Source organism: Pseudoalteromonas rubra, from assembly GCF_005887095.1.
In the GTDB taxonomy this organism is placed as follows: domain Bacteria; phylum Pseudomonadota; class Gammaproteobacteria; order Enterobacterales; family Alteromonadaceae; genus Pseudoalteromonas; species Pseudoalteromonas rubra_E.
The window spans coordinates 51655-78026 of sequence record NZ_PNCI01000003.1 but is presented as its reverse complement, the minus strand read 5'-3'; the positions used below and the strand labels follow the sequence as shown (position 1 = coordinate 78026).

General features: G+C 49.6%; 13 protein-coding genes. 11 read left to right on the top strand and 2 right to left on the bottom strand.

Annotated features, from left to right (window positions below; all coding sequences use genetic code 11):
• Nucleotides 1-4 precede the first annotated feature (4 nt).
• Both CWB99_RS24515 and CWB99_RS01745 read left to right on the top strand, forming a co-directional pair.
• Nucleotides 5-601, top strand: coding sequence for a methyl-accepting chemotaxis protein (locus CWB99_RS24515; protein WP_249331613.1), 597 nt, complete (start codon nt 5-7; stop codon nt 599-601).
• 50 nt (nt 602-651) lie between these two features.
• Nucleotides 652-1869 (top strand): Nramp family divalent metal transporter, encoded by a 1218-nt coding sequence (locus tag CWB99_RS01745; protein WP_138550895.1) that lies wholly within the window; start codon nt 652-654, stop codon nt 1867-1869.
• Between the two features lie 182 nt (nt 1870-2051).
• Here the strand turns inward: CWB99_RS01745 and CWB99_RS01740 are convergent, their stop codons facing one another.
• Entirely contained in the window at nt 2052-3902 is a 1851-nt protein-coding gene (locus tag CWB99_RS01740) for a S41 family peptidase (RefSeq protein WP_138550896.1), read from the bottom strand.
• Nucleotides 3903-4424: 522 nt separating this feature from the next.
• Between CWB99_RS01740 and CWB99_RS01735 the strand changes: the two genes are divergently transcribed.
• The 8 genes from CWB99_RS01735 (at nt 4425) to CWB99_RS01700 (ending at nt 14282) form a co-directional block, all read left to right on the top strand.
• Nucleotides 4425-5108: a response regulator transcription factor gene (locus tag CWB99_RS01735; RefSeq protein ID WP_138550897.1), complete on the top strand. Its 684-nt coding sequence runs from the start codon at nt 4425-4427 to the stop codon at nt 5106-5108.
• A 32-nt stretch (nt 5109-5140) separates the two neighbouring features.
• Nucleotides 5141-6448: a sensor histidine kinase gene (locus tag CWB99_RS01730; protein WP_249331611.1), complete on the top strand. Its 1308-nt coding sequence runs from the start codon at nt 5141-5143 to the stop codon at nt 6446-6448.
• An 87-nt stretch (nt 6449-6535) separates the two neighbouring features.
• Nucleotides 6536-8680: a TonB-dependent receptor gene (locus CWB99_RS01725; RefSeq protein ID WP_138550899.1), complete on the top strand. Its 2145-nt coding sequence runs from the start codon at nt 6536-6538 to the stop codon at nt 8678-8680.
• Between the two features lie 81 nt (nt 8681-8761).
• Entirely contained in the window at nt 8762-9058 is a 297-nt protein-coding gene (locus CWB99_RS01720; protein ID WP_138550900.1) for a hypothetical protein, read from the top strand.
• Nucleotides 9055-10623, top strand: a complete 1569-nt coding sequence (locus CWB99_RS01715; protein ID WP_249331608.1) for a PepSY-associated TM helix domain-containing protein — start codon at nt 9055-9057, stop codon at nt 10621-10623. Before CWB99_RS01720 ends, CWB99_RS01715 begins: the two co-directional genes overlap by 4 nt.
• A complete protein-coding gene (locus CWB99_RS01710; protein ID WP_138550901.1) occupies nt 10617-10946 on the top strand; it encodes a DUF3325 domain-containing protein in 330 nt (109 codons plus the stop codon). Before CWB99_RS01715 ends, CWB99_RS01710 begins: the two co-directional genes overlap by 7 nt.
• Before the next feature lie 169 nt (nt 10947-11115).
• Nucleotides 11116-11712: an NAD(P)H:quinone oxidoreductase gene (gene wrbA / locus CWB99_RS01705; RefSeq protein ID WP_138550902.1), complete on the top strand. Its 597-nt coding sequence runs from the start codon at nt 11116-11118 to the stop codon at nt 11710-11712.
• A 389-nt stretch (nt 11713-12101) separates the two neighbouring features.
• Entirely contained in the window at nt 12102-14282 is a 2181-nt protein-coding gene (locus CWB99_RS01700) for a fasciclin domain-containing protein (protein ID WP_138550926.1), read from the top strand.
• A 69-nt stretch (nt 14283-14351) separates the two neighbouring features.
• Here CWB99_RS01700 and adhP read toward each other — a convergent pair whose 3' ends face one another.
• A complete protein-coding gene (adhP, locus tag CWB99_RS01695; RefSeq protein WP_138550903.1) occupies nt 14352-15368 on the bottom strand; it encodes an alcohol dehydrogenase AdhP in 1017 nt (338 codons plus the stop codon).
• A 965-nt stretch (nt 15369-16333) separates the two neighbouring features.
• Here adhP and CWB99_RS01690 point away from each other — a divergent pair.
• Nucleotides 16334-26371, top strand: a complete 10038-nt coding sequence (locus CWB99_RS01690) for a non-ribosomal peptide synthetase/type I polyketide synthase (protein WP_138550904.1) — start codon at nt 16334-16336, stop codon at nt 26369-26371.
• The last annotated feature ends 1 nt before the right edge of the window (nt 26372 follow it).

Genomic DNA, 26372 nt, shown 5'->3' with positions numbered 1-26372 from the left:
GGCCATGAATTCGGTGAACACGTTGGCGCAAAAGCTGGATGAAGCCAGTGGTGTTATCTCGAAACTGGAAGGGGATGTTCAGGGGATCTCCGGATCTTTATCTATCATCCAGGAAATAGCTGAGCAGACCAATCTGTTGGCGCTGAATGCTGCCATTGAAGCGGCGCGAGCGGGAGAGCAGGGCAGGGGGGTTGCTGAGGTTGCCGATGAGGTGAGGGAACTGGCCACCCGGACACAAAAAAGTGCAGCTCAGATCCTGAGCGTGATTAACACGCTGACGGACGGCTCAAAAGAAGCGGTTCGTGCAATGGGCTCGAGCAAAAGCTATAGTGCCATCACCGTCGATAAGGCTGCGTCCGCTGCCGAGTCCCTCAAGCAGATAGTGCTGTTTATCAATGAAATTATGAATGTGAATGAACACATTGCCGATGCGACGAAAGAGCAAAACATTGTAGACAAAGAAATATCGGAGCGTACAGAGTCCATTTCGCAGCACAGTAAAGAGTCTGTTTCAATCGGTACCGAAAACTTAGCGATCAGCACCAATCTCAGCGAAAAAGCGGCAGAGTTGGCAGCCATCGTAAATCGTTTCAAAATTTAGTCGAGGTGAGTTGAGTGGATGCCAAAGTACCTGTCAGGAAAGCGTGAGTCATGTTAAAGAAAATGCAAAATCTGGGACCAGGTGTGATTGTGACCGCAGCCTTTATCGGGCCCGGCACAATTACCGCCTGTACGCTGGCTGGTGCTCAATTTGGATATGCTTTGCTGTGGGCACTGGTGTTTGCAACCATAGCAACGATTATTTTGCAGGAAATGTCGGCCCGGGTGGGAATCGTGACACAAAAAGGACTGGGGGAGGTGATCCATGAGTCGTTACGGGAGTCTGTCTGGAAATGGCCGCTCTTTGCTCTGATTATTGTTGCTATCTGTATTGGTAATGCCGCATATGAAGCGGGCAATCTGGTAGGTGCAGCGCTGGGTATTGAGGCCATTACTGCGCCGGGTAAGTGGGTATTCAGAGGATCGATTATTGCTTTAACAGCCCTTGGTGCGGTGATTTTGATGCTCGGAACGTATAAACAAATTGAGCGCATTTTAATCGCACTGGTTTCGATTATGGCGTTAGCGTTTGTGATCACCTTTTTTCTGGTGGACCCTGATCTGACAGCACTGCTCAAAGGCTTGGTGACACCCCAGTTACCTGAAGGGTCTTTACTGACGGTGATCGCGTTGATCGGAACAACGGTGGTGCCCTATAATTTGTTTTTACATGCCTCGGCGGCCAAATCACATTGGTCGGATCCCAACGAGATCCCTCAGGCACGTACAGATACCACAATTTCAATTGGTCTGGGTGGCCTCATTGCGATATTGGTGACCTCAACGGCGGCAGCCAGCATCTTTACGCTTGGACTCAGCGTCAATAACGCCATGGATATGGCCAAGGTGTTTGAACCCTTGTTTGGAAGTTTATCTAAGTATCTGCTGGGTATCGGGCTATTTGCTGCGGGGTTGAGTAGTGTGATAACCGCGCCATTGGCAACCAGTTACGTGGTGTCTGAGCTACTGCAATTGAACACTGAAGTGGATGGCAAAGCATTTCGTCTGATCAGTGTGACTATCATAGTGATTGGGGCTGTGCTTTCCATGGCAAATATTAAACCCATAGAGATCATTTTACTGGCGCAGTTTGCTAATGGCTTGCTATTGCCTATCATTGCCGGTTTTTTGCTGTATGTGATGAACAACAAGCGCATGTTGGGCAAATATTCAAATACCATGGTCTCCAATATACTGGGTTTCTCTGTACTGATCTTTACTGCTTTGTTGGGTATTCGTCTGATTGCCAAATCGCTGGGCTGGATCTGACATAACAACAAAACCGGGCACAGCTCTGTACAGCGAAAGTCTTTCAGCCCCAGCGTTGCCCAGTCAGCAGCACTGCTGATGTTGCGCTAACCTCACGCCTGAGTGTGAATCGATAATCTCATAGCAAACGTGCTTTCATCACAAGGAGTGATGAAAGCACGCAAATAGATGCGCAAGTCGTGTTACTCAAGCTGCGCTTTTAAGTAGTTCACAGCTTCTTCCAGCTGGTTATCTTGATGTTGTCTGACGCTTTCTATCGTCCTGGGTACCCATATATCAATCTCGACGCCCGCGTTGATCAAGGGTTCACCATTGAGCCGGTTTGCGAGCATACTGGTAAACACAAAAATACTACTGCGAGACAAGTCATCCGAGAAGTTAAAGAAATCCGCTTCAAAGATTTCTCCGTTGATCCCTGATGTGGCTTCACCCAGGACTTTTATTCCGCCAGCGCGGGCAAACACAAGTGCATGCTCACTCTGACTTTGGCTTTCTCTGGAGGCCAGCGCAATTGCCGGAATATTCAGTGCGTCCTGTGCGACGTGGATCGTCTGTGGCAGGCTTTGTACCTGCACGTCACTTTGATTGGGGGCACCTTGCCAGTACTGGGCAAGCGTATTGTTGACAGCATCCGTCTGAATAAACCAACTGAGTACGCCCTGCCAGCCTTGCCAGCTGGTTGGGTAATGGCGCATATCCAGCACGACGGCTTTGGCATCTGCCAGCTGTGACTTGAGTGAGCCGAGGGCCTGCTGCTCGACATTATAGACGTTGATGCGATAAATGTTGTCGCCTAAAGGCGCCAGCACGTCTGCGCTATGAGGCACATATCTGAGGCCGTCGAATTTGAGAGAGCCCTCTCTCTTAAGCGGGGTAACGGTTTGCTGGATCACACGCTCGTCTGACTTTTTAATCTCGTAGCGAACGGGTGTCGCCGAGGTTTTGTAAAAGTGCATGCGTGCAACCCGGTTAACCCGGTGTAGCTGGTTGTAAAGGGATTTAGCAGCGAGGTTTTGCAAATAAGTCTGCACCGGTTCACCATCGATTGAGATTATCTCATCGCCAACCTCGATATCCGACGGGTTGTTTTGCTCCGTTCGCGTGACAATGGCTTTCCCTTCAACCATTTCGAAGAAAAAGGGCATGTTATAGTCAAAAGGAAGTAACTCGGGGTCTGGTAAGGCGATACTGAGGTGGTTGTCATTGAGCTTTGTGAATTCGGTATAAATGCGGGTGTTTCTTTGCGTAAGGTCCGATTCAGTACAGGCATTCAATAGCGGCTTAAGGCTTTGCGTCCAGTTGAGTTCGATCTGGTGAAAATAAGGCCAAAAGTGCTGGATCATGGCCCACATGCCAGAGACGGTCGCCATGCATATTTCCGGCTGTGCAAAGTTTTCTGTCAGTTGCCAGCGGCCGACTCGGGAAAACGTATCACCCGTCAACTGAGTTTGTGTAGGCAGGTACAAAGGGATATACACTGTTTGCTGGCCGTAGTTCAGTGTCGCATATCGGTTGCTGGGCATGTACGCCTGATTACTGAGTGAGCCGTATTGACCTGAGCGTAGACCTCTTTCATATAAAACCTGGGAAAACGGCGCATTTTGCTGCCAGGCCGCAACCTGGGTTTGCTGCTCTAGTGTGGGCAAGTGGCCTTGTTGCGTTGTAACATAGGGCGCGATTTGTCTTAGTAACTCTATACCTTTATCTGCGCGCGCCGCGTCCTCTGTCTGGCTTAACTCGACAATACTCTCGGCAATAAAGAGTGGCCAGTCTGATACGCTAACTGCTTCAGAGGGATAAAAGTACTGTACTGAATGTGCCAGTGTGACAAAGTGTTCGACGTCTTCAATCATGGCTTCATTAAATGAGATATCGGGGCGTGCTTGAGGCGAGCTCGGCAGACGGTTATTATCTGGTGGTGTCAGAGGGCTGGACCCAGGTGGTTGGAGGTTGTCATTCCCACTTTCGTTACCACTGCCCCCACAGGCAGTTAAACAAAGGCTCACACATGTAATAAGCAGCTTATTTCGCATTACGTATTTCCCTTTTTATCATTATCAGGTACAAAACTAGCGTTTATTTGTACAGCTGTAAACCCCACGGCCTGGGGGGTAAATTGACTGTTTATTAAGGGCATTGGGTACATTGGGCAGGAGAGCGTGCTATCGGTAACTCCTTCCGTTAGCTGTTTGTAAAGTCGGCAGAGTTAGCGGTATTGCGTGTTGCTCCCAGTCTGAAAACTAATAGATAAGCTCACCAGGGCGATGATAGCCAGTGCAGTGAACTGCTCGTTACGCTGTCAAGAAATTCGAGATACCTCAATCTATGAGGTAAAAAATTAGTAGTGAGTTTAGCTTATATGAATACTGGTGCAGTAAAAGCTGATTGAGCCGTCTTTTTTCAGGGCAGTACGATTACAGCGATGACAACATATGGTCATCGGCTAGTTGCACAAACATCATTATTCCTCATGTGAGTACAATTTACATTTATAGCGTCAGTCCTTATGATAACCACTTGCAACTGATTATCATTATTATCTATTGGGGCCTTGTGTGGTACATAAAATACTCTTAATCGAAGACGACAGTACGTTAAGCGCCTATCTGGCTGATTTATTGCGCAAGGCGGGCTATCACATCGATCAATGCTTTGACGGTGAACGCGGACTTGAAGTGGCGAGAACTCAGCAGCACCATTTGGTCCTGTTGGATAAAATGTTACCTAAACTTGATGGGGTGACTTTGCTACAAAAACTACGCGAATCGAGCCAGCAGCCGGTGATCATGGTGTCTGCAAAAGGTGCAGAGGAAGAGCGTATTTTGGGTCTTAGTCACGGCGCAGATGATTATGTGGCAAAGCCGTTTAATGCCACAGAGTTATTGCTGAGAGTTGAGCGCCTTCTAAGGCGTAGTCACGGTAACACAGCGCCCATAACTCAGTCTGAAATAAGCGTGGACGGTCTCACGCTCGCACTGCACACACAGTCTATTACGCTGCATGGAAAACCACTGGATTTTACGCCGATCCAGTTCAAGCTGCTGTGGGCCCTCATGTCACAGCAAAATACCATAGTCCCTAAAGCTGACCTTTATTTGTCGGTATTGAACAAAAAGCTTGGCGCATACGACCGTAGTCTGGATATGCATTTAAGCCGGGTACGCAGAAAGCTCAATGATGCCAACTGGTTTGGCGAGCGGCTGCAAACGGTGCATGGCCAGGGGTACTGTTTTAAATGAAGCGCACATTTCTATGGAAATTATGCCTAATCGTGGCAACGGGTTTAGTGGCATTTTTCTACCTGTTACATGCTCTGACATTAAAAACCGAAGAAAGCATGAGCATGATTGCAAAAGCGGATCGTGCAGAGCTGACGCAGTGGCGCATCAAGTCTGAGCAACTCTACATGGCTAATAATACTCAGGCACTGAATGCCTGGTTAGCGCAACTGATGGCGGAAGAATCGACCTGGGCATCGGTCGCCAGTTTCAGGGCGATCCACCTTGCCGGAGAACCCATAGACAAAGACATTGTCGGCACTTACCATTTTGGGCGCAGTATAGAATGGAAAATTCATCTTTATTTTTCCGCAAATCCGGTGATGGAATTACCCTTTGAGCACAGCAATGCCAGCTTGCTGATAAAGCTACCCAGCAGGATGCGCCCCGGTACTTACTGGGCAACCACCAAGTTTTTGCTTCAGGTCCTGATCCCGATGGGGGTATTAGCTGTGCTGTCAGTATTACTTTATCAGCACATTATTACTCCGCTGCGCAAGCTGGACAGTGCCACCTCGGCGTTTAGCCGGGGTAACTTTAAGGTCAGACTGGGCAGATATTTGGGAAAACGTAACGATGAGTTTGCCCATTTGGCTGCGACCTTTGACCAGATGGCGGTCAAAATTGGCGAGCTGATAGCCAGTCAGCGACAGCTTATTGCGGACTTGTCCCATGAGTTACGCACGCCGCTTACTCGTCTCGACATTGCGGTAGAGGGTTTTGATGTGGATGATGCTCAGACACACCTTGCACGGATCGCACGTGAGTCCGCGCAGATCAGAAAGCTTGTCGAAGACTCATTGACACTGGCCTGGTTGGAAAATGAAAAACCAGTGCTAAAAAGAGAAAACGTCGACTTAGTGGACTTGCTTGATGTGCTGGTGGAGGATGCCAGGTTCGAGTTTCCCGACAGACGTATTATTTTCGACCCACCCGCTAACGCCATTGTACAAAACAGCTGCCACCGTGCTTTGTGTCCTGCCGTAGAAAACGTCATTCGTAATGCGCTGCGTTACACGCCGGTGGGCAAGCATGTACAGATCACGCTGACACAGCAAACTGAACAGTATTGCATTCAAATTCAGGATCAGGGGCCAGGGATCCCGGAGGTATTTCTTGAGAAAGTGTTTGAGCCATTCTTTCGCGTTGACAATGCTCGTCTTGCGGAAAACGACAGTTTTGGCCTGGGTCTGGCGCTGGCAAAGCGCCATCTGGCGAGCGTAGGGGCCAGTATCTCGGCACATAACCCCACCACTGGTGGCCTTTTGGTTACGATAATGATTCCCATTTCTCAAATGTAACAGTTGTAAAAGTGATTGCCTGAAAAGTCTAAATGACAATAATTCCGATTTAGACTTTTAACTTGTTGTTTGACTGAGATGTACATCATGCCATTTGCCCCACATAAAAATCATTTGTTTAAGAAAAGTTTGTTAGCCTGTTCGGTTGCTCTGAGCGGTTTCGGAACCAGTGTTTATGCTGCGCAGACTAGCGCTGACACTGACGAGCAGAAAATAGAGCGGATCGCAGTCGTTGGTGCCACAACCAATTCAGAGATCACGCCTGAGGTGTTAGAAAATTATCAGGCGAACGATCTGGAAGACGTTTTTCGCCATACTCCGTCGGTTACGGTCGGCGGATCCTTGGGGATTGCACAAAAGATTTTTGTGCGGGGCCTGGAAGATTCCATGGTGAATGTCACGGTGGATGGTGCGCCGCAAACCAGTACTTTGTTCCATCATATTGGCCGTGTTGCAATAGAGCCTGAGTTGCTGCGTAGCGTTGAAGTGCAAGCGGGTGCTGGAGAGGCAACGGCAGGTTCAGGCGCCGTAGGCGGTGCTATTCGTTTTAAAACCAAAAGTGCTGATGATTTACTCAAAGCCAGCGAACGATTTGGCGGTACTGTCAAAGCGAGTTATTTCACCAATGATGGTCACAAAGAAAGTGTGTCTTTGTACGGTAAAGTCACTGATTCGATAGGTGTGCTGGCCTCGTATGTTACTGTTAGCCGGGAGAACATGGAAGATGGTGATGGCCAGGAAATTCCGGGAACTGCCGCGGATCAGACTCTGGGTTTTGTCAAAGTTAACACACAACTGACTGATAACCAGGAGCTGGTCGTCAGTTTTGAGCGCCGCAAAGAAGAAGGCAAATTTGGAAAGCAAACCAACTGGGCACCGCTACAAACCGATCCTTTGTTCTCATCCTGGGGCGAGCGCGAAACTTTGGTACTGAATCATACCTGGTATCACAGCGCTTTGGTTAATTTAGAAACCACAGTTTATCGAACTGAGTCATCGTTTAAACGAGAGTTGTATACCTGGGATGCGTCGATTGAAACGACCGGCTTCGATATTCGCAATACCAGCGATATCGGTGCACACACCCTGACGTATGGTATCGAGCGCAAAAATGACAAAGTAGACTCTCAGTCTTATGCTGATTTTGGCGGCATTTACGACGAAGATGGCACAGTGACTGGGCTCTACGTGCAGGACCACTGGCAACTTCGCGATGATTTACTGGTCAGTTTTGGCCTGCGTCACGATAGCTATGAACTTGATCACAGCGGTATTGATGCAAACTGGGTGAAAGTGGATGGGGACTGGGTTATCGAAAAAGATGCCAATGGCAACCCAGTGACAACTAGCAATGTATTTTCAACCAAAAAACAGGATGGGGTCAGTAAAAACGTTGGCCTTGTGTATGAGCTTGCTGAAAACCTTAAGCTATCAGTGGGCTACGCCGAAGCACTGCGTGGCAGGCAGGTGGCTGATGCCTTTACAGTCGGTGAGTTAACACCCAATGAAAACCTGAAACCCGAAGAGGTTGAAAATACTGAACTGGGCCTGCAATACAACGATGGCACCTGGATGCTGGAAGCGTCACTGTATGTCAGTACCATAGATGATGTGGTGTTTGACAAGTTTAAAGGCCGCGAAGGCGTTTTCTACGAAAACATCGGAGAACTACAAAGCAAAGGATTTGAGCTGGTTGCCGGATATCAGGCGGATAATTTTGATGTGATCCTCAGCTACAACAACAATGATGTTGAACTGAATAACGCTGCATTTAACTGGCCAGATCCGGTTGCCCCGGATTCGACTAAACCCGTTACAATCGATGGTATCGACATGGCCGCCTATGAATATGGCGGGCTGGGGAATGCGGTCGGCGATTCGGTCAATGTTAATTTTAACTACCGCCTGAATGAGCAGATCAAGCTGGGTTGGAACTATCACTATGTCGCAAGCCTCAATGATATTGAGGTTTTCCATCGCTCTATGGAACTGGGCTGGGTCACTGAACTGGAAACCATCAGCAAGCCAAGTTATCGACTGGTTGATGCTTACATTAGTTATGCGCCGTTTGAGGCATTGAAAGTGGACTTGTCTGTGCAGAACCTACTCGACGAATCATACCGCAGCCATGGCAGTGTTGCCGATTATGGTCATATCTCTGGCTATGAAAACGTGGTTGGTATCAAAGAAGCCGGTCGTGATATTCGTTTGACGCTGACCTATCAGTTCTAACCTCAAATCATCTCAGCCATAGTACTTGTTTAGACTGTGGCTGAGATGACGCCTATTTCTTCATAGTATGGTTTTAATATCATGAGCTTATCAACAAAGTCTGCTCAAGCCTTTGCGCTTGGCTGGCGGGTATTACTTGCCCTGGTTGGCGGATTTGCGATCGCCAATCTCGCCGCCATAGCCATTTCTCAATTGCCTGGGGATAACAAAGTGGACAGCATTGTTGCCGGGATGATGTGGGGTTTTGTTGTTTATACTCTGGTCGTGCTCAGCGTATTTGCAGTCAGAACAGCTTTGCGTGCAACTTTGCTGGTATCGACCCTAACAGCCTTGCTGTATGGCCTAATCCACTTACTTTCTGTATCGGAGGCCGTATGAAAGCTAGGTTTAGACAGTCCATGGGCTGGCTGCACACCTGGAGCGGCGTGGTGTTTGCCTGGTTATTGTATTTTATCTTTGTAACTGGCAGCTTAGGTTACTTCGAAAACGAGATTGACCGCTGGATGAAGCCCGAAATTGTTACAAGTAATGGTATTTCGGACAAACAAGCCATTGACTTGGCGATGGTACAGCTTGGCGAACACGCTGATGATGCATCTCAGTGGTATGTGAGCCTGCCTACCTCGCGGGATCCTTACATTGAAATCTCCTGGTTACAGCCCGGTGACCCAGAGAAACAGGTCCGTCGTCAGTGGTATGAGAAGCCGCTTGAGCCAAATACGGGAGACATTACGTCTATTCGGGATACCAGTGGTGGAGAAACCCTGTATCGGCTGCACTATAACTTGCATTACGTGCCGCCGCTGGTGGGTTATATCCTGACCAGTCTGGCAGGCATGCTCATGTTAATTGGTTTGGTGACCGGGGTGATCATTCACAGAAAGATTTTTGCTGAGTTTTTTACTTTTCGAAGCGCCAAAGGCCTGCGTTCCTGGCTGGATATTCACAATGTTTTCAGTGTATTGCCATTGCCGTTTCATTTAATGATCACCTACAGCGGCGTTATGTTGCTCATGGGGGTGACCATGTCTAAGGTCATTGACAGCCAATATGGTGAAGGCAGACAGATGCATCGTCAGTTTTATGATGCCTCTCAGCTGGAGGAATACACCACCCTGGTCACAGAGATTTTGCCAGCTGGGTTAAATGTAGATACGGCACTGTCCGATGCAAAACAGCGAGTGACCGATCAGGCGATCAGCTTTGTCGGTGTCATAGACAGAGGTACTGACACTGAACACATAGAGATCTGGTTTGAAACCAGTGAAGGGGTTGAGTTTGCTTCATTACTCAAGTACCACGCCCGCGCAGAGCGGGTTGAAGTTGAGATAGCGACTGGCAAAGCAGGACAGGCTGCTGCGGTATATGATCTGCTTGAACACCTTCACGAAGGTCTGTTTGCTGATATTTATCTGCGCTGGGTGTATTTCCTCTGTGGGTTATTTGGCGCTGCGATGATTGCATCCGGAATGATCATCTGGCTAAAAAAGCAGACGATGAAAGAGGCCACACCTCCATTACTTATATCCCTAATCGTCAGACTAAACAGAGGTGTTCTGGTCGGCTTGCCGATTGCAGTCGGCTGCTATTTTCTGAGTAACCGGCTACTCCCTGTTGACATGTCAGGCCGCGCTGCCTGGGAGATGCATGTGTTGTTTGCGGCATTGGTGCTGTGCTGTCTATATTGTTTGATTAATCGGAGTCAAAAGCAGTGGTTAACTTTGCTTTGGGGCGCGGCTCTTGTTTATTTTGTCATTCCACTGGCCAATATGCTCACCACACATCACGGAGTCATAAACAGTCTGTTGAACGCAGACTGGCTGATGTTCGGTTTTGATCTCTGTATGTGGTTATTTGCCGCTTGCTTTGGGTTAGCGGCGGCAGTCGTCTCTCGTCAATATACAGGCTCGGACGTGGCTAAAAAGGAGCCGTTAGTATGCTGATCACTTTGATACTGATATTACTTTTGTTCGGTTTTGCGCTGCTTAGTATGGCGATGCATCGTCATTACAGCCAGGTTGTTGGGTCATCTATGCATCCAGTCAGGCAACAGCTTTGGTTATTGCGTATCGGTGGGACTGGATTGAACCTTTTCGCTTTGTTTGTTTGTGTTTTTTCCTGGGGAGTTTCACGAGGGCTCGTATACTGGTTTGGTAGTGCAACTATGGTGGTCTTTATTGTGATTGGTGTTTTGACCTACCGTCCCAGATGGCTGCGCTGGATTTGTAGGTCAGTGGCCTATAAGTTACAAAATTCTTCAAAATAGAACGAATCTATCATTTTTTACGTAATTACGTTCTTAATCAACTATGTAATCATGGCCATGGTCTACAGGCACTCGTGCCTATACTTAACGAAAGAAGTGATCACACATGTTTAGCTGGTTAAAACACACGTTGCTGGGACACGCTGCAGCAACTCACGGAGAAACGAAAATGACGAAAGTACTGGTTTTATATTATTCAAGCTATGGCCACATTGAAACTATGGCACAAGCCGTTGCTGAAGGTGCAGGTTCAGTTGAAGGCGTACAAGTGACAATTAAACGTGTTGCTGAGTTAATGCCGGAAGAGGTGGCTAGAAATGCAGGGGTTAAGCTGGATCAGGCTGCTGAGATTGCTTCGCCGGCAGAGCTGGAAAACTATGATGCCATTATTTTCGGCACACCAACACGCTTTGGCAATATGGCATCGCAAATGCGCAATTTCTTGGATCAAACGGGTGGCTTGTGGGCAGCCGGTAAGCTGATTGGTAAAGTCGGTAGTGTGTTTACCTCTACCGGTACGGGTGGCGGTAACGAAACCACCATACAGTCTTTTCATACGACCCTGTTCCATCATGGTATGGTGGTGGTGGGTTTACCCTATGCCGCAGCTGAGCTGACAGATATTTCTGAAGTCAGAGGCGGATCGCCACTCGGTGCTGCCTGTATTGCGGGTGCAGATGGCAGCCGCCAGCCATCAGACAAAGAGCTTGCGTTGGCGAAATTTCAGGGTCAACACGTAGCTGGTATCGCCGCGAAATTGAAGTAACACGGTTTAGCAAAGCGTAGTGCAGTTGTCATTACGCTTTGTTTTTACTCATATAAACCTTTCCCAAAATCAGACGCTGTTTCATGCCATACTGAGTTATGCAATTTGTATTCGATGCGTGAGGTCCGGTGTTGATCTTTCTGGTGTCACAAAAGCGCGTTTAACGTTGCGCTCTGTCCCTATTCATTGATCTATAAGTCGCAGACACTTGTACTATTCCTGGACGCCCAGCTCCCTTTCTTTAAATGTTGTCGAACTATTTAATCGCCACACAGGCCATGTTGTACAAGTGTTTTAAGCCATTTTGTTTGTAGTTTGTTTAAAGATTTTTAAATTTTCTTGATCTTTGTTTCACAAGGGTGCGTATTGCTCGAATGTTGACCACCTTGATGGAGAAAATCGTGAAAGTCCTAATAAAAATAATGTTGATCAGTACCCTGGCCTTGCTCTCGGCCTGTTCCGACGATGATAACGACGTCGTGATAACACCACCAGAAGAAAACTCTGTTTATGACGCTGCAAAAGCTGCCGGCAGCTTTAACACTCTGGTAGCGGCCATTGACGCTGCTGGCCTGACAGCAACGTTGGACAATACAGACAGCAGCTTCACTGTGTTTGCCCCAACCGATGCGGCATTCGCTGCGTTAGGGGAGTCGGCCATTAATGATTTACTGGCTGACCCCGACACGTTGAGCAAGATTTTAACTTACCATGTACTGGCGTCTGAAGTTAAAGCCGAGACGGCGCTTACCTTAGCCGGACAAACGACAGAAACAGTGAACGGCGCAAAGCTTGCCTTGTCTCTGTCGGGCGACAACCTGCTCATAAATACGGCGACGGTGACACAAACAGATATCATGACTGACAACGGTGTGATCCATGTCATCGATGCTGTGCTAATGCCCCCCAGTGATGCAACCTCAACAGCCAACATTGCACAGGTGGCGACTCAGGCTGGTAATTTTACAACTCTGCTGAAGGCTGTCGAAACAGCCGGCTTGACCAGTGCCTTAACCGGTAGTGATGATCTGACTGTGTTCGCGCCTACTGATGCTGCGTTTGCGGCGTTGGGTACCAAAACCATCAATACCCTGCTGGCAAACCCTGAAGTGTTGGGCAGTATACTCAAACAGCATATTGTGGCGGGTAAAGTCGACTCGGTGACAGCCATGTCGCTCAACGGTAAAAACGCGACAACCCTGGAACAAAACCAGCAAAGTGTGGCAATTGATGCTGCCACAGACATGCTGAAGTTTGCAGGTGTAACGGTAACGCAAACTGATATACCGGCCTCAAACGGTGTGATCCACGTACTCGATGCGGTGGTTGTTGGCGATATCAGTGTGCCGGAATCGCTGGGCCTCATTCCTGAGGTAGCTGCAGGTGCAGGTTCCTTCAATACCTTACTGAGTCTGGTGACAGCAACGGGCCTGGACGCAACACTGGGCGACCCGACTATCAAATTCACCGTTTTCGCGCCCACTGACGCTGCGTTTGCAGCACTTGGCCAAGCTACACTCGATGCACTGGCAGCGGATACAGATAAACTCAAAGATATTCTTCTGTATCACGTCGTTGCAGGGCAGAGTGTCATGTCAGACACTGCCGCTGGTATTGCCTCTTCTGCAGACAACATGGTTGCAATGGCGAATGCTGACAAGAGTGCGCTGAGTATTGTAGATAGCATGTTGTTTATCGACGATGCTGTGATCCGCACTGCCAACGTCAAAGCCGACAACGGTGTTATTCATGTGCTCGATAAAGTGGTTATGCCGCCAATGGATAAAATGGCGACAGATAAAACCATCGTCGATGTAGCGATGGAGACCGATGATTTATCGACACTGGTGACTGCACTGCAGACTGCCAATCTGGTCGACGCTCTGTCAGATACCACTAAGCAATTTACCGTCTTTGCGCCAACTAACCGCGCATTCCAGAAGATTCCCGCGGCCGATTTAAATGCGCTGCTGGCTAACCCAGCTGGGCTTAATCAGGTGTTGACTCAGCATGTGCTGACACTGGAAGCCTCTTCGTCTTTGGCTTTCAGCCTCAATGGTAAGCAGGTAGAAACGCTGGCGACCAATATGCTGGACCTCAAGGTTGTTGACTTTGTCTCAACCGCCAACACAGACACTGATATGGTTGCCTATGACGCGATGAATCAAAGATTGGTCTCTGGTAATGGCGCAGCGATGGCTGGCAAAACGCTGTACGTATTTGATGACGACCTGACGTTCGCAAATAGCCAGTGTGTTGATGCATGCGCTACCAACTGGCCACCTGTGATTGCAACGCAAGCGCAGATAGCTAATATTCCGGGCTTGTCGCTGATCGCAAGAGTAGATGGCAGCATGCAAGCCGCTTATCTGGGTCGTCCTCTGTATATGTATGCTCAAGACGTAAATGCGGGGGATGCAATGGGACAAGGGGTTGGTGGAAAATGGTGGCAAGTAAGTCTACCTACCTCAGGGTTGCAGGTCGAGGGTAGCAACATCACCCAGGTTGATATTTATACCGCAAACGGAGTGGTTCATCTGATTGATACCGTGATAACCACCGTAGATTAATTCCCTTCCTCACTTCTTTCCTATGAGGTTTGGCGCAACGCCCTGAGTTGCGCCTTTTTTATTTGGCGGCTATTTGTCCAGCGTCAGGACTATTCGGCCATTGATTTCGCTATTTAGCATTTGATCAAATACATCGTTAATGGCTTCAAGCGGTTGAGTCTCAATAATGGCTTTAACTTTTCCTTGCGCAGCAAATTGCAAACACTCGATCAGATCCTGGCGTGTGCCCACAATGCTACCTACAACACTGACCCCTTTGAGTACAGTCTCAAAAATGGGAATTGGCATATCCTCTGGAGGCAGGCCAACAAGCACGCAGACACCGCCACGTTTAACACTGTGAAAAGACGAGGTAAAGGCGGATTTAGAAACTGCGGTACAGACCACAGCCTGAACACCACCGAGCTGAGTTTGTATGGCTTCAGCGGGATCTTCTTTGGTATAGTCGATAACCAAGTCTGCACCTAAAGTGTGTGCCAGTGAAAGCTTCTCTTCACCGCAGTCTACCGCTACCACATTCAGGCCCATGGCTTTCGCGTACTGAATGGCCAGATGGCCCAAGCCGCCAGCGCCAACAATGGACACCCAGTCGCCAGGTTTTGCACCAGACACTTTGAGTGCTTTATAGGTAGTGACACCGGCACAAAAGAGGGGCGCAGCTTCGACAAAAGGCACATTATCGGGGATTTTAACAACATAATTAGCGTCAGCTTTGGTAAATTGCGCATAACCCCCATCAACAGAGTAACCACTGTTTTGTTGCTGAGGGCAAAGGTTTTCGTCCCCTTTAAGACAATGCTCACAGTGACCACAGGCGCTGTGTAACCAGGGCACACCGACGCGGTCTCCAAGCTCAAGATGGGTCACATCGTCTGCTTTTGCTACTACGGTACCAACCCCTTCGTGGCCTGGGATCAGAGGGAGTTTTGGTTTGACTGGCCAGTCTCCGTGGCAGGCATGCAGATCGGTGTGACAAACCCCACATGCAGCAATTTCAACCAGTACTGAGCCGGGTGTCAAAGTGGGTTTTGGGACAGTTTGGATCTCTAACGGTTGTTTAAAGGCATGGACGAGTGCGGCTTTCATTTGCTTCTCCCTGATAGGTGTTTGCCATGAGTATAGTGATTTGTACCTGTCATAATTTGATCCGGCGCAAATTCAGCACCAACAAAGTCAGCAATTTGCTGCGGCCATCTTTTATCGACTTTCAGTTAGAATGTAACGATTGTCATACACTGTGCCCAAGATATCTGTGCGTTTTTCAAATGAGCGACTAAACTTCATGAAAAATAGCAGCTTGTGTCACTGACAGCTTGGTTAGGCCAAAGTGTTCAAGCTAGGTTTAGGTGGTTAAATCGGTACGTAAGCCGTTGTAATTTACCCCAGTCAATTGCTGAGTTAGCATTTGGCGTATGCCCTGAACGGTTGCTTATCGCTATTTTTATGCGGTTCAACGCCATATGAGTTCTGGCACTGCAGCTGCTTAAACTCAGTGTATGGGTAATATTATGGTTACATATTTGTTAAATTTGTGGTTGATTTTGCTTTATTTTTTAGTGCGTTGTGATAGCATCAAAAGGTAAATCATTAAATAGGAACCTGAAAGCCGATTTTTTAAACGGCTCAGCAGAAGATAAAAACAACATTAGGGAATGGTATTTTTAGTTCAGTTGTCGTCCCGCTAGATTAACACTATCAGAATATTTTAGCCTGATTGAATACAATAGAGTTAGATTGTTTTCATGAATAATCAAAGTTCTATGCCCTTCAGGCAAAAAGGTGTAGTTGATTAGCATAGCTTGCGGTTTTAAGCGGTTAGTTAACCTTTAAAACCACAATGATCCTGTACTGCGCATTCGCGGTTAGGTGTGATCAGACAGGTCATACTTTGTCATTGTGTTTATGTAATTAATTGGTTTTTTCCAATTTTACGGATCGGACAACTGTACTCAGCCTCGATAGCGGCACGGCGTTGTATTGCCTGCTCAGGGTCATTGAGTCAGATGTTCTGATCAAAGGAACTTACTCAATAAACCTTGTATGGGTATGGCATGAATAACGACTTAGTGGCTACATTAGTGACATTGGCCCGGACACGTGGCGATGACATTGCATATCAGTATTTCTTCGAAGACAATCAACCGGCAGTTTCCCTGAGCTACGCAGAGCTCGACCTACATTCCAGACGGATCGCGGCACGCTTGCTGACTTACTTTGAAAAAGGTGACAGAGCTTTGCTCTTGTACAACTCAGGGTTTGAATTTGTAGAAGCGTTTTTTGCCTGTCTGTACGCTGGCATTGTGGCCGTACCAGCATACCCGCCAAAAAAGAACCAAAATACCGACCGCCTGAGAAGCATTATTGAAGACGCTGGTGCAACGGGGGCACTGACCAGCAGCAAGATCTATGAAATTGCACAGCCGCTATTTGAAGCCGAGGAAAGTCTGAGCAATGTGTCTATCATTGCCACCGATGGTGAGGGGGTTGAGCTGGTCGAGCCCATGGCCTGGCAGGATATCCAGATTGCGCCACAAGACCTGGCTTTTTTGCAGTATACCTCTGGCTCGACGGGGAGTCCCAAGGGGGTAATGGTCAGTCATGGCAACATCATGGATAACGAAGAAATGATGAAGCTAGCCTTCGGCCACAGTGCGCAGACGCCCATTGTAAGCTGGCTCCCACATTTTCATGATATGGGACTGATCTTCGGTATTTTGCACCCTATATACATAGGTGCACCAGCCGCGCTAATGAACCCGACATCGTTCTTACAAAAACCACTGCGCTGGCTGAAGCTGCTGAGTGAGACCAAAGCCGTTACCTCCAGTGCCCCCAATTTTGCCTATGACCTGTGTGTAGACACAATCAAAGAAGAAGAACTGGCAAACTTAGACTTATCGCATTGGCAAAGCGCACTCAATGGTGCCGAGCCGGTTCGGGCCAGTACCCTTGAACGCTTTTACCAGAAGTTCAAACGTTGCGGCTTTCGTCGTGAGGCTACGGCACCCTGCTACGGCATGGCTGAAACCACCTTGTTTGCAACCGGGGGGCGTTTGTTGACTACGCCAGCGGTCCTTACGCTTGATAGTAAAGACATGCATCAGGGCAAAGCGTCGTTGTTAAATACGCAGTCCGCAAGCCGTGCTACGTTTTACGATCTTGATATAGCCGAAGCGACTCAGACAGACAATCAACCCTATTATGCGGTGTCATGCGGCGGTACCTGGCATGGCCACACATTGGCCATCGTTGACCTGAATACAAAACAACGCTGTGAAGACGGCCATACCGGTGAAATTTGGGTGAAAGGTGCAAGCGTTGCACAGGGCTACTGGCGCAAGGACGAGCTTACTAAGGAGATTTTTCAGGCGCGTATTGCTGATGACAATGACGGGCCCTATTTGCGAACGGGTGATTTGGGGTTCGTCTACCAGGACGAACTCTATGTAACCGGGCGCGCTAAAGATGTGATGATTTTCCGCGGTAAAAACTACTACCCCCAGGATATTGAGCTGACTGTGGTAGAAGCCCACGGCGCTATGGACAACAACGGGGGCGCCGCGTTTTCTTGTTTATCAGAGCAAGGAGAGGAACGTCTGGTGATTGTGCAGCAGGTTAAGCGTACCGCTGTGCGCAAACTGAACGAGCAGGAGATCTTTGCAGCGATTACGGCTGCGATCACTGAGCAACATGGTATTACCCCGTATGAGGTGGTGTTGATCAAGCCCGGGCGGATCCTGAAGACCTCCAGCGGCAAAATTCAACGACAGGAAAATAAACGTCACTATCTTGCCGATACTTTCGATGTACTGGCGCGGTCGCGTGCGCCGCAAGTGCAACCAAAGGAGGCACAAGATAACAGCAAAGTAACTGATTATTCGGGCGTCGAAGCTGCGTTACGTAAAGTTTTGCAGGAAGTCGTAGGACTGGAAGTCGACCGTCAACCCGGTAGCCTGGATATTGACGCCACCTTTTTATCTTTGGGTGTAGACTCTATGAAGGCAGTGCGGATTTCCGGCGAGCTGATGGAGCTACATGACATAGAGCTCGAAGCAACGGTACTGTATGAGTATCCGTCGATTGCTCAGCTGGCTCATCATTTAAGTCAATTCGAATCGATACGTGAGCGCCTGAGTTGTGATAGTCACACTACGTCTGAGTACAATTCAGCGCACTCAGAGAGTTCAGAAAGCAATACGCAAGGTGGTGCTTCGACTGGCGAGAGTGAAGGTGATACCGATGTTGCTGTAATTGGTATGGCGTGTCGCTACCCGCAGGCTGCAGACCTTGATGGGTACTGGCAGTTGTTAACAGAAAAGCGCGATGCCATCAGTGTACCAGATGCCGTGCGGCAGGCTTTATGCCCGGCACTGAGCAAGACCCGGTTGGGTGGTTACCTGAGTGACATTGAGCAGTTTGATGCCGGACTATTTGGTATTTCACCGGCAGAGGCCAATTACATAGACCCTCAGCATCGTTTGTTGCTTGAAACCAGCTACCATGCCATTCAGACGGCCGGAATGATGCCTGCTGAATTGGCCGGTCAGCCCGTTGGTGTATATGTGGGCATTTCTCAGAATGACTACTTCAATATGTCAAACCAAGCGCAGCAGGGTAATCCCTATCTTGGCACTGGAACGGCGCTGAGTATTGCTGCCAATCGCTTGTCTTATACCTATAACTTCACAGGCCCGAGTCTTTCGGTAGATACAGCCTGTTCATCTTCCTTAGTTGCTTTGCACCATGCTCTGAATGGGCTCCGTGTTGGTGATATGCCCATGGCCCTGGTATGTGGCGTCAACCTGATCCTCAGTAATGAGGTCACCGATGCTTGTGACAATGCGCAGATGCTGGCAGAAGATGGTCGTTGCAAAACGTTTTCTCGCGCTGCTGATGGTTATGTACGTAGCGAAGGTGTGGGGTGTGTTTTATTAAAACCTCTGGCACAGGCAATGGCCGATAAAGATCCCATTTACGGGGTACTCAAGGGCAGTGCGGTAAATCAGGATGGTCGGAGCAACGGTATTACCGCCCCCAATGGTGTATCGCAGCAGCGCGTTATTAAATCAGCATTGCATCGTGCGGCGGTGGCTCCGGAGGATATCCAGTACATTGAAACCCACGGTACAGGCACAGAGCTGGGCGATCCTATCGAAGTATCGGCATTGGCCAAGGTGTATGGCGGAGGACGTGCGCCAAACCAGCCCCTGTTACTGGGCTCTGCTAAGGCCAATATTGGCCACCTGGAGTCTGGTGCAGGTCTGGCGGGGTTGATCAAAACGCTGTTGTGTCTTGAGAAAGCGCAGCTACCTGCACAATTACATACTGAGCAGCTGAATGCGCATATTCCATGGCAAAAACTGCCGGTTGAGGTTGTCACCCAGTCTCAGACATGGCCTTCGCAGGAGAACAAGCCCAGACTGGCAGCGGTGAGTTCGTTTGGATTTGGTGGCACCAATGCCCATGTTATTTGTGCGCAACGGCCAGAATATGTTGCACAAGCCGATAAAGATGCATCGCAATATGCGGGATACGTGCTGCCACTATCCGCAAAATCAGCCAACTCCCTGACTCAGCTTGCACACCGCTATGCGGATGTTTTAAGTGCAGCCACCCCAAATGAGTTCGATACATTGGTGCACCAGACTGCGAGAAAGCCCCATTACAAAGAAGCGCGTCATGCCTTTGTGGGCGAGAGTCGCGAAGCACTGGTAGCCGCACTGACAGCAGTGCAAGACCTCCCGGAACTGGCAAGGCAAATGTCGGCACCAGGGCGTGAGCTGATATTCCTTTTCACCGGGCAGGGAGCGCAATACCCAGATATGGGTAAGTCTCTGTACGACACGCAACCTGTGTTTCGTGACGCCATTGATGAATGTGACCGCCTGTTGGCGGACACTTTAGGGCCAAGGCTTATTACTGTTTTGTATCAGGATCCCAATGAGGAATACCTGGCCCAGACCCAGTGGACGCAGGTCTGCTTATTTGCCGTTGAGTATGCTCAGGCGAAATTGTGGCAAAGCACCGGCTTGCAACCAGATCAATTAGTGAGTCACAGTGTTGGAGAATATGCGGCAGCCTGTATTGCGGGGATTTTTTCACTTGCCGATGCGATAAAGCTTATCTCAGCGCGTGGTCGGCTGATGAATGCACTTGCGGACAACGGCCGTATGGTGACTGCGCGGTGCGACCGTGAGCAGGCCGATGCGCTGGTGGCTGGCATTGACGGTCAGATATCGGTATCGGCTTATCATGGTGAGTCGGGCGTGGTGTTTTCGGGCCACAACACCGCAATGGACACCCTGTGCAAGGCGCTGCAAGCGCAAAACATGCGTCACAAAGACATTAATACTGCACGGGCATTTCATTCACCACTGATGCAGCCGATGCTCAGTGAATTTGCGCAAGTGGCGGCACAGGTCAGGTATAGCCAGCCTGCTATTGCTTTTGTCTCTTCTGTGACTGGCAAACAAGAAGCGCTGAGGGTGTGTGACCCCAGCTACTGGGTTGAGCAGATCTGTGCCCCGGTGCAATTTGCTGCATGTATCGCTCACTTGTCTCAATCAGAGGCTTATATTGCCCTTGAGCTGGGCCCTAAACCTGTGCTGTGCGGTTTATTGCAGGAAAATCGCCCTGCACAGCAGTGCGAGTTTTTGCATGTATTACACAATAAAGGCGCCGATTTACCGCGTTTACTGGCAGTTAAGGGACGTTTGTTTGAACTGGGTACAGAGCTAGACTGGACTCATCACTATGGTGACAACACCCAGCCAAGAGTCCCCTTACCTTTATATCCGTTCGATCGCAGCCCTTACTGGATCCTGGATATCCCGTCACAGCGCAGCGCTGCACAAAACGCCGACCTTGAAGCGTCTGTTGGAGGGGCTGCAGTCACCTCACGAGATGACGATATCCGGGCTTTTGTGCTCAATACCCTGTCACGATTATTGTCTATGCCCGTCAGTGATATACAGACTCACCTCCCTTTGCTGGAGATGGGGGTCGATTCACTGATGATCATGAATGCGGTACGGACCTACGAGCGGGAGTTTGGCCTGGAGTTCAGTGTGCGCCAGTTCTATGAAGAGCTTAGTACGGTAGAGTTACTGGTAGCATATATCATAGAACACAGTGATTATCAGTGCGAAGCGACAGCGACAGCGCCAGTGGTAGTCACCACTGAGCTTCCTCAGCCAAATAGCGATGTGGCAAGTCCCGCGGCAGTTGAACAGGGTGCGCTGAATGTCTCTTCAGAGCTTGTTGCAAACATTTGCCGGGAGCAGCTGCAGGCCGCCGCGTCTGTGTCTAATACGACTGCCGCGCAAAGCGTTGAAGCCGTTGCTGCCCGCCAACTCGAGATGTTACGGGGTCATCAGAACAACCTTGCTATTTCCAACCCGACCACTCGTCTTGCCACACTATCTGCAGAGCAGACCATTAAGGCGCACGCTCCAGCCTCGTCTCAAAGCGCGCAACCAGGCAGTGCTGCCAGAATACTTCCAGGCTTTGGTCAGAAGCAGATAACGTCGGCTGCAAGCAGCAGAACTGTGCAGCGGCATCTGGCCTCACTCACACACAGTTATTGTACTAAAACGCCCTTATCAAAAACCCTGGTGTCTGAACATCGGGCGCACCTGGCGGACTGTCGAGCGTCGGCCGGGTTCCGTCTGTCCAGTAAGGAGCTACTTTATCCTGTATTTGGAAAACGTTGTGAAGGTAGCCGCATCTGGGATATTGATGGTAATGAATATATTGATATTACCATGGACTTTGGGGTCAACCTGTTTGGCCATAAGCCCGCGTTTGTTACCCGGGCGCTGGCACAACAAATTGATGATGGCCTGCAACTGGGGCTGGCAAGTCCGCAGGCCTGCGAGGTGGCCGAGCTGGTAAGCGAGCTGACCGGGCTTGAGCGAGTTACCTTCTGTAACTCAGGCACTGAGGCGGTGATGACAGCCGTGCGCCTGGCGCGCAATAAAACCCGTCGCAACAAAATCGTCCAGTTTGAAGGGGCTTATCATGGCCATTATGACGGTACGCTTGCACAGAATGTGCCCGGTGGTGACTCGGTAGAGCCTATGTGCGGCGGGGTCAGGACTGGGGCAATTAGTGATAATCTGGTGCTGGAATATGGCGCTGACGCTGCGCTGGATGCCATCAGAGCACAGGCAGATGACATTGCCGCAATATTGGTTGAACCCGTACAGAGCCGTCATCCGGCCCATCAGCCCTGGGCATTTTTGCATGCATTAAGGGCACTGACGACAGAGCTGGGCATTGCACTTATCTTTGACGAGATGATCACCGGATTCAGAGCGCATCCAGGTGGGGTGCAAGCGATGTTGGGGATCCAGGCAGACATGGCTACCTATGGCAAGATTGTCGGTGGAGGGCTGCCGATTGGGGTGGTTGCCGGTAGTCACGATTATCTGGATGGCATTGATGGTGGCCATTGGCAATATGGCGATGCGTCTTACCCGCAGGCCGATACCACTTTCTTTGCCGGCACATTTTGCAAACACCCACTGGTCATGGCCAGTGCCAAGGCGGTACTGAGTGAGATAAAACAACACGGGGCCCAGCTTCAGGAAGCAATCAGTCGCAAGACCGACTATCTTGCCAATACCCTTAATACCTTTTTTACGGCGCAGAATATTCCGATACAAATCGAGTACTTTACGTCTTTGTTCCGCTTCCGTTTTAGTCAGAACCTGGACGTGTTTTTCTATGAAATGCTCAACCGTGGCGTGTTCATTTGGGAAGGGCGGAATTGCTTTTTGTCGGCGGCCCATACGGATGCGGATGTGAACACCATTATCCAGACCGTTAAAGACAGCGCACTTGCCTTGAAAGCTGCAGGCTATTTTGGCAAGCCGGATCCTGCGGATACGCAGCCTGTGCAATTCCCGTTAACGGGCGCGCAGCAGCAATTGCTGGCGCTGGCTTTAAAGTCAGAACAAGGTGCGCAAGCCTATCATGTGCAGGGCGTGTTACGTCTCAGCGGTCAGTTAGACAAGGCACGTCTAGCGCAGGCTGTTGCCCAGCTGCAAACCGACTATTCATTGCTAAGTTATTCGGTTGACCCGGACACCCTGTCTCATGTTCGACTTGAAGCGTCGGCTGTTTCCTTGATTGAACATGCAAATACAGAACAGTCATTGCAGGCCAGGTTAGCCGATGTGCGCTACCGTACGTTTGAGTTTGGTAGTGAGCCACTTTGTCGCTTTGATTTGCTGCAAGACGGCCCGCAGGCACATGTGCTTAGTATTACGGCGCACCATGTTTTGTATGACGGACTCAGTCTGCAACAAATGATGAGTCGTATCGCGGAAAATTATACTTGTATTGGCGGTGACTTAACTGCGCCAGCCACCGTTCATTTCAGTAACTATGTTGAAGGCGTGGCAAAGTACCTCAGCAGCACTCGATATCAGCAGGATAAAAGCTACTGGCTTGAGCGACTGGCACAGTGCGAGGCGCTGGCGTTGCCAACCCGTCCGGGAGCAGGCAAACAGGAAAGTTTTACGGTTGAAAAGCAGGTATTGGAGCTTGGCGAGCTGCCGAATATAGCGGCGCTGAGCAAAGCTCAGGGCTGTGGTCAGTTTGCGACCTTACTGGCAATTTATGCGCTCTGGTTACATAAGTTGACGGGCCAGCAACATATTGCAGTAGGTATTCCAGTGTCTGATCGTCAGTTACTCAGTGATGCGTATGATCCGGACTGTCTTGATCAGCATTTACCGGGCTACTGCACCAACATTTTACCTGTGGTGGCTGATTTCTCGGGTCCCCTTACTGTTGCTGCCTTGGTTAAGCAACTGCAAAACAGCCTGCTTGAAGCCTTTGAGCATCAGCACCTGCCATACAGCGAGCTGACCCATGAGGCCGTGTCCTTGCCAGAGACTTTGTTCAATCTGGATAAAGTGCAAAAGCTTCCCGAATTTGACGGACTGACGGTATCGAATTGTACAACGGACACCCGGTATGGTCAGTATGAATTAAGCTGCAACTTATTGTGTATCAATGGCCAGTGGACTCTGGAGCTGGAGTATCTGAGTGCGCGCTATGACAACGATATGATGGCGCATTACGCCCAGTTGCTGGTGCGCTTATTTGTGGACCTGCAAGCCAGGCAGGACTGCGACAAGGTGAGTCTGCTGGATAGCCAGATGCATGCGCAGCTAGTCACACCTATTTCAGAGACGCTCGGACAGCCACTGCTGTTGGAAGCATTGTCGGCACGGGCGACTCAGCTGCCACAAAACACCGCACTCATCTGCGCAGAACAAGCACTGTGCTATGAGCAACTGCAAGAGCACGTTAATCAACTGGCAAACTATTTATCTGGCAGAGGAGTTGGTGCCGATTCTCTGGTGGCCATTGCGTTGCCGCGGCGCACTGAGCTGCTGGTTGCCTTATTAGCTGTATTGAAAACCGGTGCAGCCTTCCTGCCGCTGGATCTGGCTTTCCCTCAGGCCAGATTAAAAGAGATGCTGAGCGACAGTCAGGCAAGTTGTTTGCTGTGTGATGCAATGAGTGAGGCTGCCCTTGCCATTGCGCATACGGACATAGACATTGTTGATTTAGATGTCAGTCAAGCTGAGATTGCACAGTGCGCCAGTGACTTTGATGCTCAGGTAATTACGCCACAGCAGCGTGCGTATGTGATTTATACCTCGGGCTCCACAGGGAAGCCAAAAGGGGTAGAGATAAGCCACGGTGCGCTGGCAAACCTGTTACACACAATGGCCCGCCAGCCCGGGTTAGATCAGTCAGACTGTTTGCTGAGTGTCACCACCATCGCCTTTGACATAGCCTTGCTGGAGCTGTTTGGTCCACTTATGGTTGGCGGCACTGTATTGCTGGCCAGCGAGCAGGCCTGTAGTGATCCGAATGCGCTGGCTGATCTGATTGAGCAACACCCGGTTACTGTGATGCAGGCTACCCCGACCTTATGGCAATTATTGTTGTCGACATGTCCCAATTTTGCGGCGGGCTTAACTGTGTGGAGTGGAGGAGAACCTTTAAGTTCGGTACTTGCTGCTCAGTTACTCAGTCAGGCAAAAGCGCTGTGGAATATGTACGGGCCTACTGAAACCACTATCTGGTCAGCAACCGGGCAAATCTTCCACCCTGAAGACATTACCATAGGCCAGCCGGTAGCCAATACCAGCCTGTATGTGCTGCCCGAAAATGCAACATACAATGCTGCGGTGCAGCCGGTGGGTGTTTGGGGAGAGCTGTGGATCGGGGGAGCTGGCCTGGCTAATGGCTATCTGGCAAGACCTGAGCTCACACAAGCCCGTTTTGTTGTCCACCAGTTTGATGAACACCACACTGAACGACTATATCGCACTGGGGATCGGGCACGCAGGCTGGCCGATGGCCGCTTTGAACTTGATGGTCGACTTGACCATCAGGTGAAGCTGCATGGCCACCGGATTGAGCTGGGTGAAATTGAAGCGCAGCTACGCAACGTGCTGGGAGGTGCAGATGTTCGGGTATTCATCAAAACAACTGGCCAGAATCAAACCGCATTGTGCGCCTACTGCATTGAGCAGGGCGAACTGGCGCAGCACTGGACTATCAGCACATTGCGAAGCGCTCTGGCAAATCAGCTGCCAGCTTATATGTTACCTGAATACCTGTGCTGGCTTGGAGAGTGGCCAACAACAGCCAATGGCAAGCTTGATCGCAATGTGCTGGTGGTGCCGGATAACAATCACCAGGCACAGACAGAGTTGTGCGAACCTGCCAACCCGGTAGAAGGGAAGCTCCTGGCCATTTATCACGAGTTATTAAATTCAGAGCAACTGGGAACCCATCACAATTTCTTCGAATGTGGCGGTAACTCAGTGTTGGCTATGCAATTGATATCAAGGCTGAATCAACACTTTGCTATCAGGGCCACGGTCGGCGACATCTTTGATAACCCCAGTGTTGTGCAACTTGCTGTGCGGATTGAAGACCTGGTCAGTTCAGGCGCACCGGCTGCACCTGATGGCGTTGCGCGCCTTAGTAACATTGTCAGCGGTCGTGATATCAGCGTGGCATTTGATGATCAATCCATGACGGAGATGGACTTGTAAG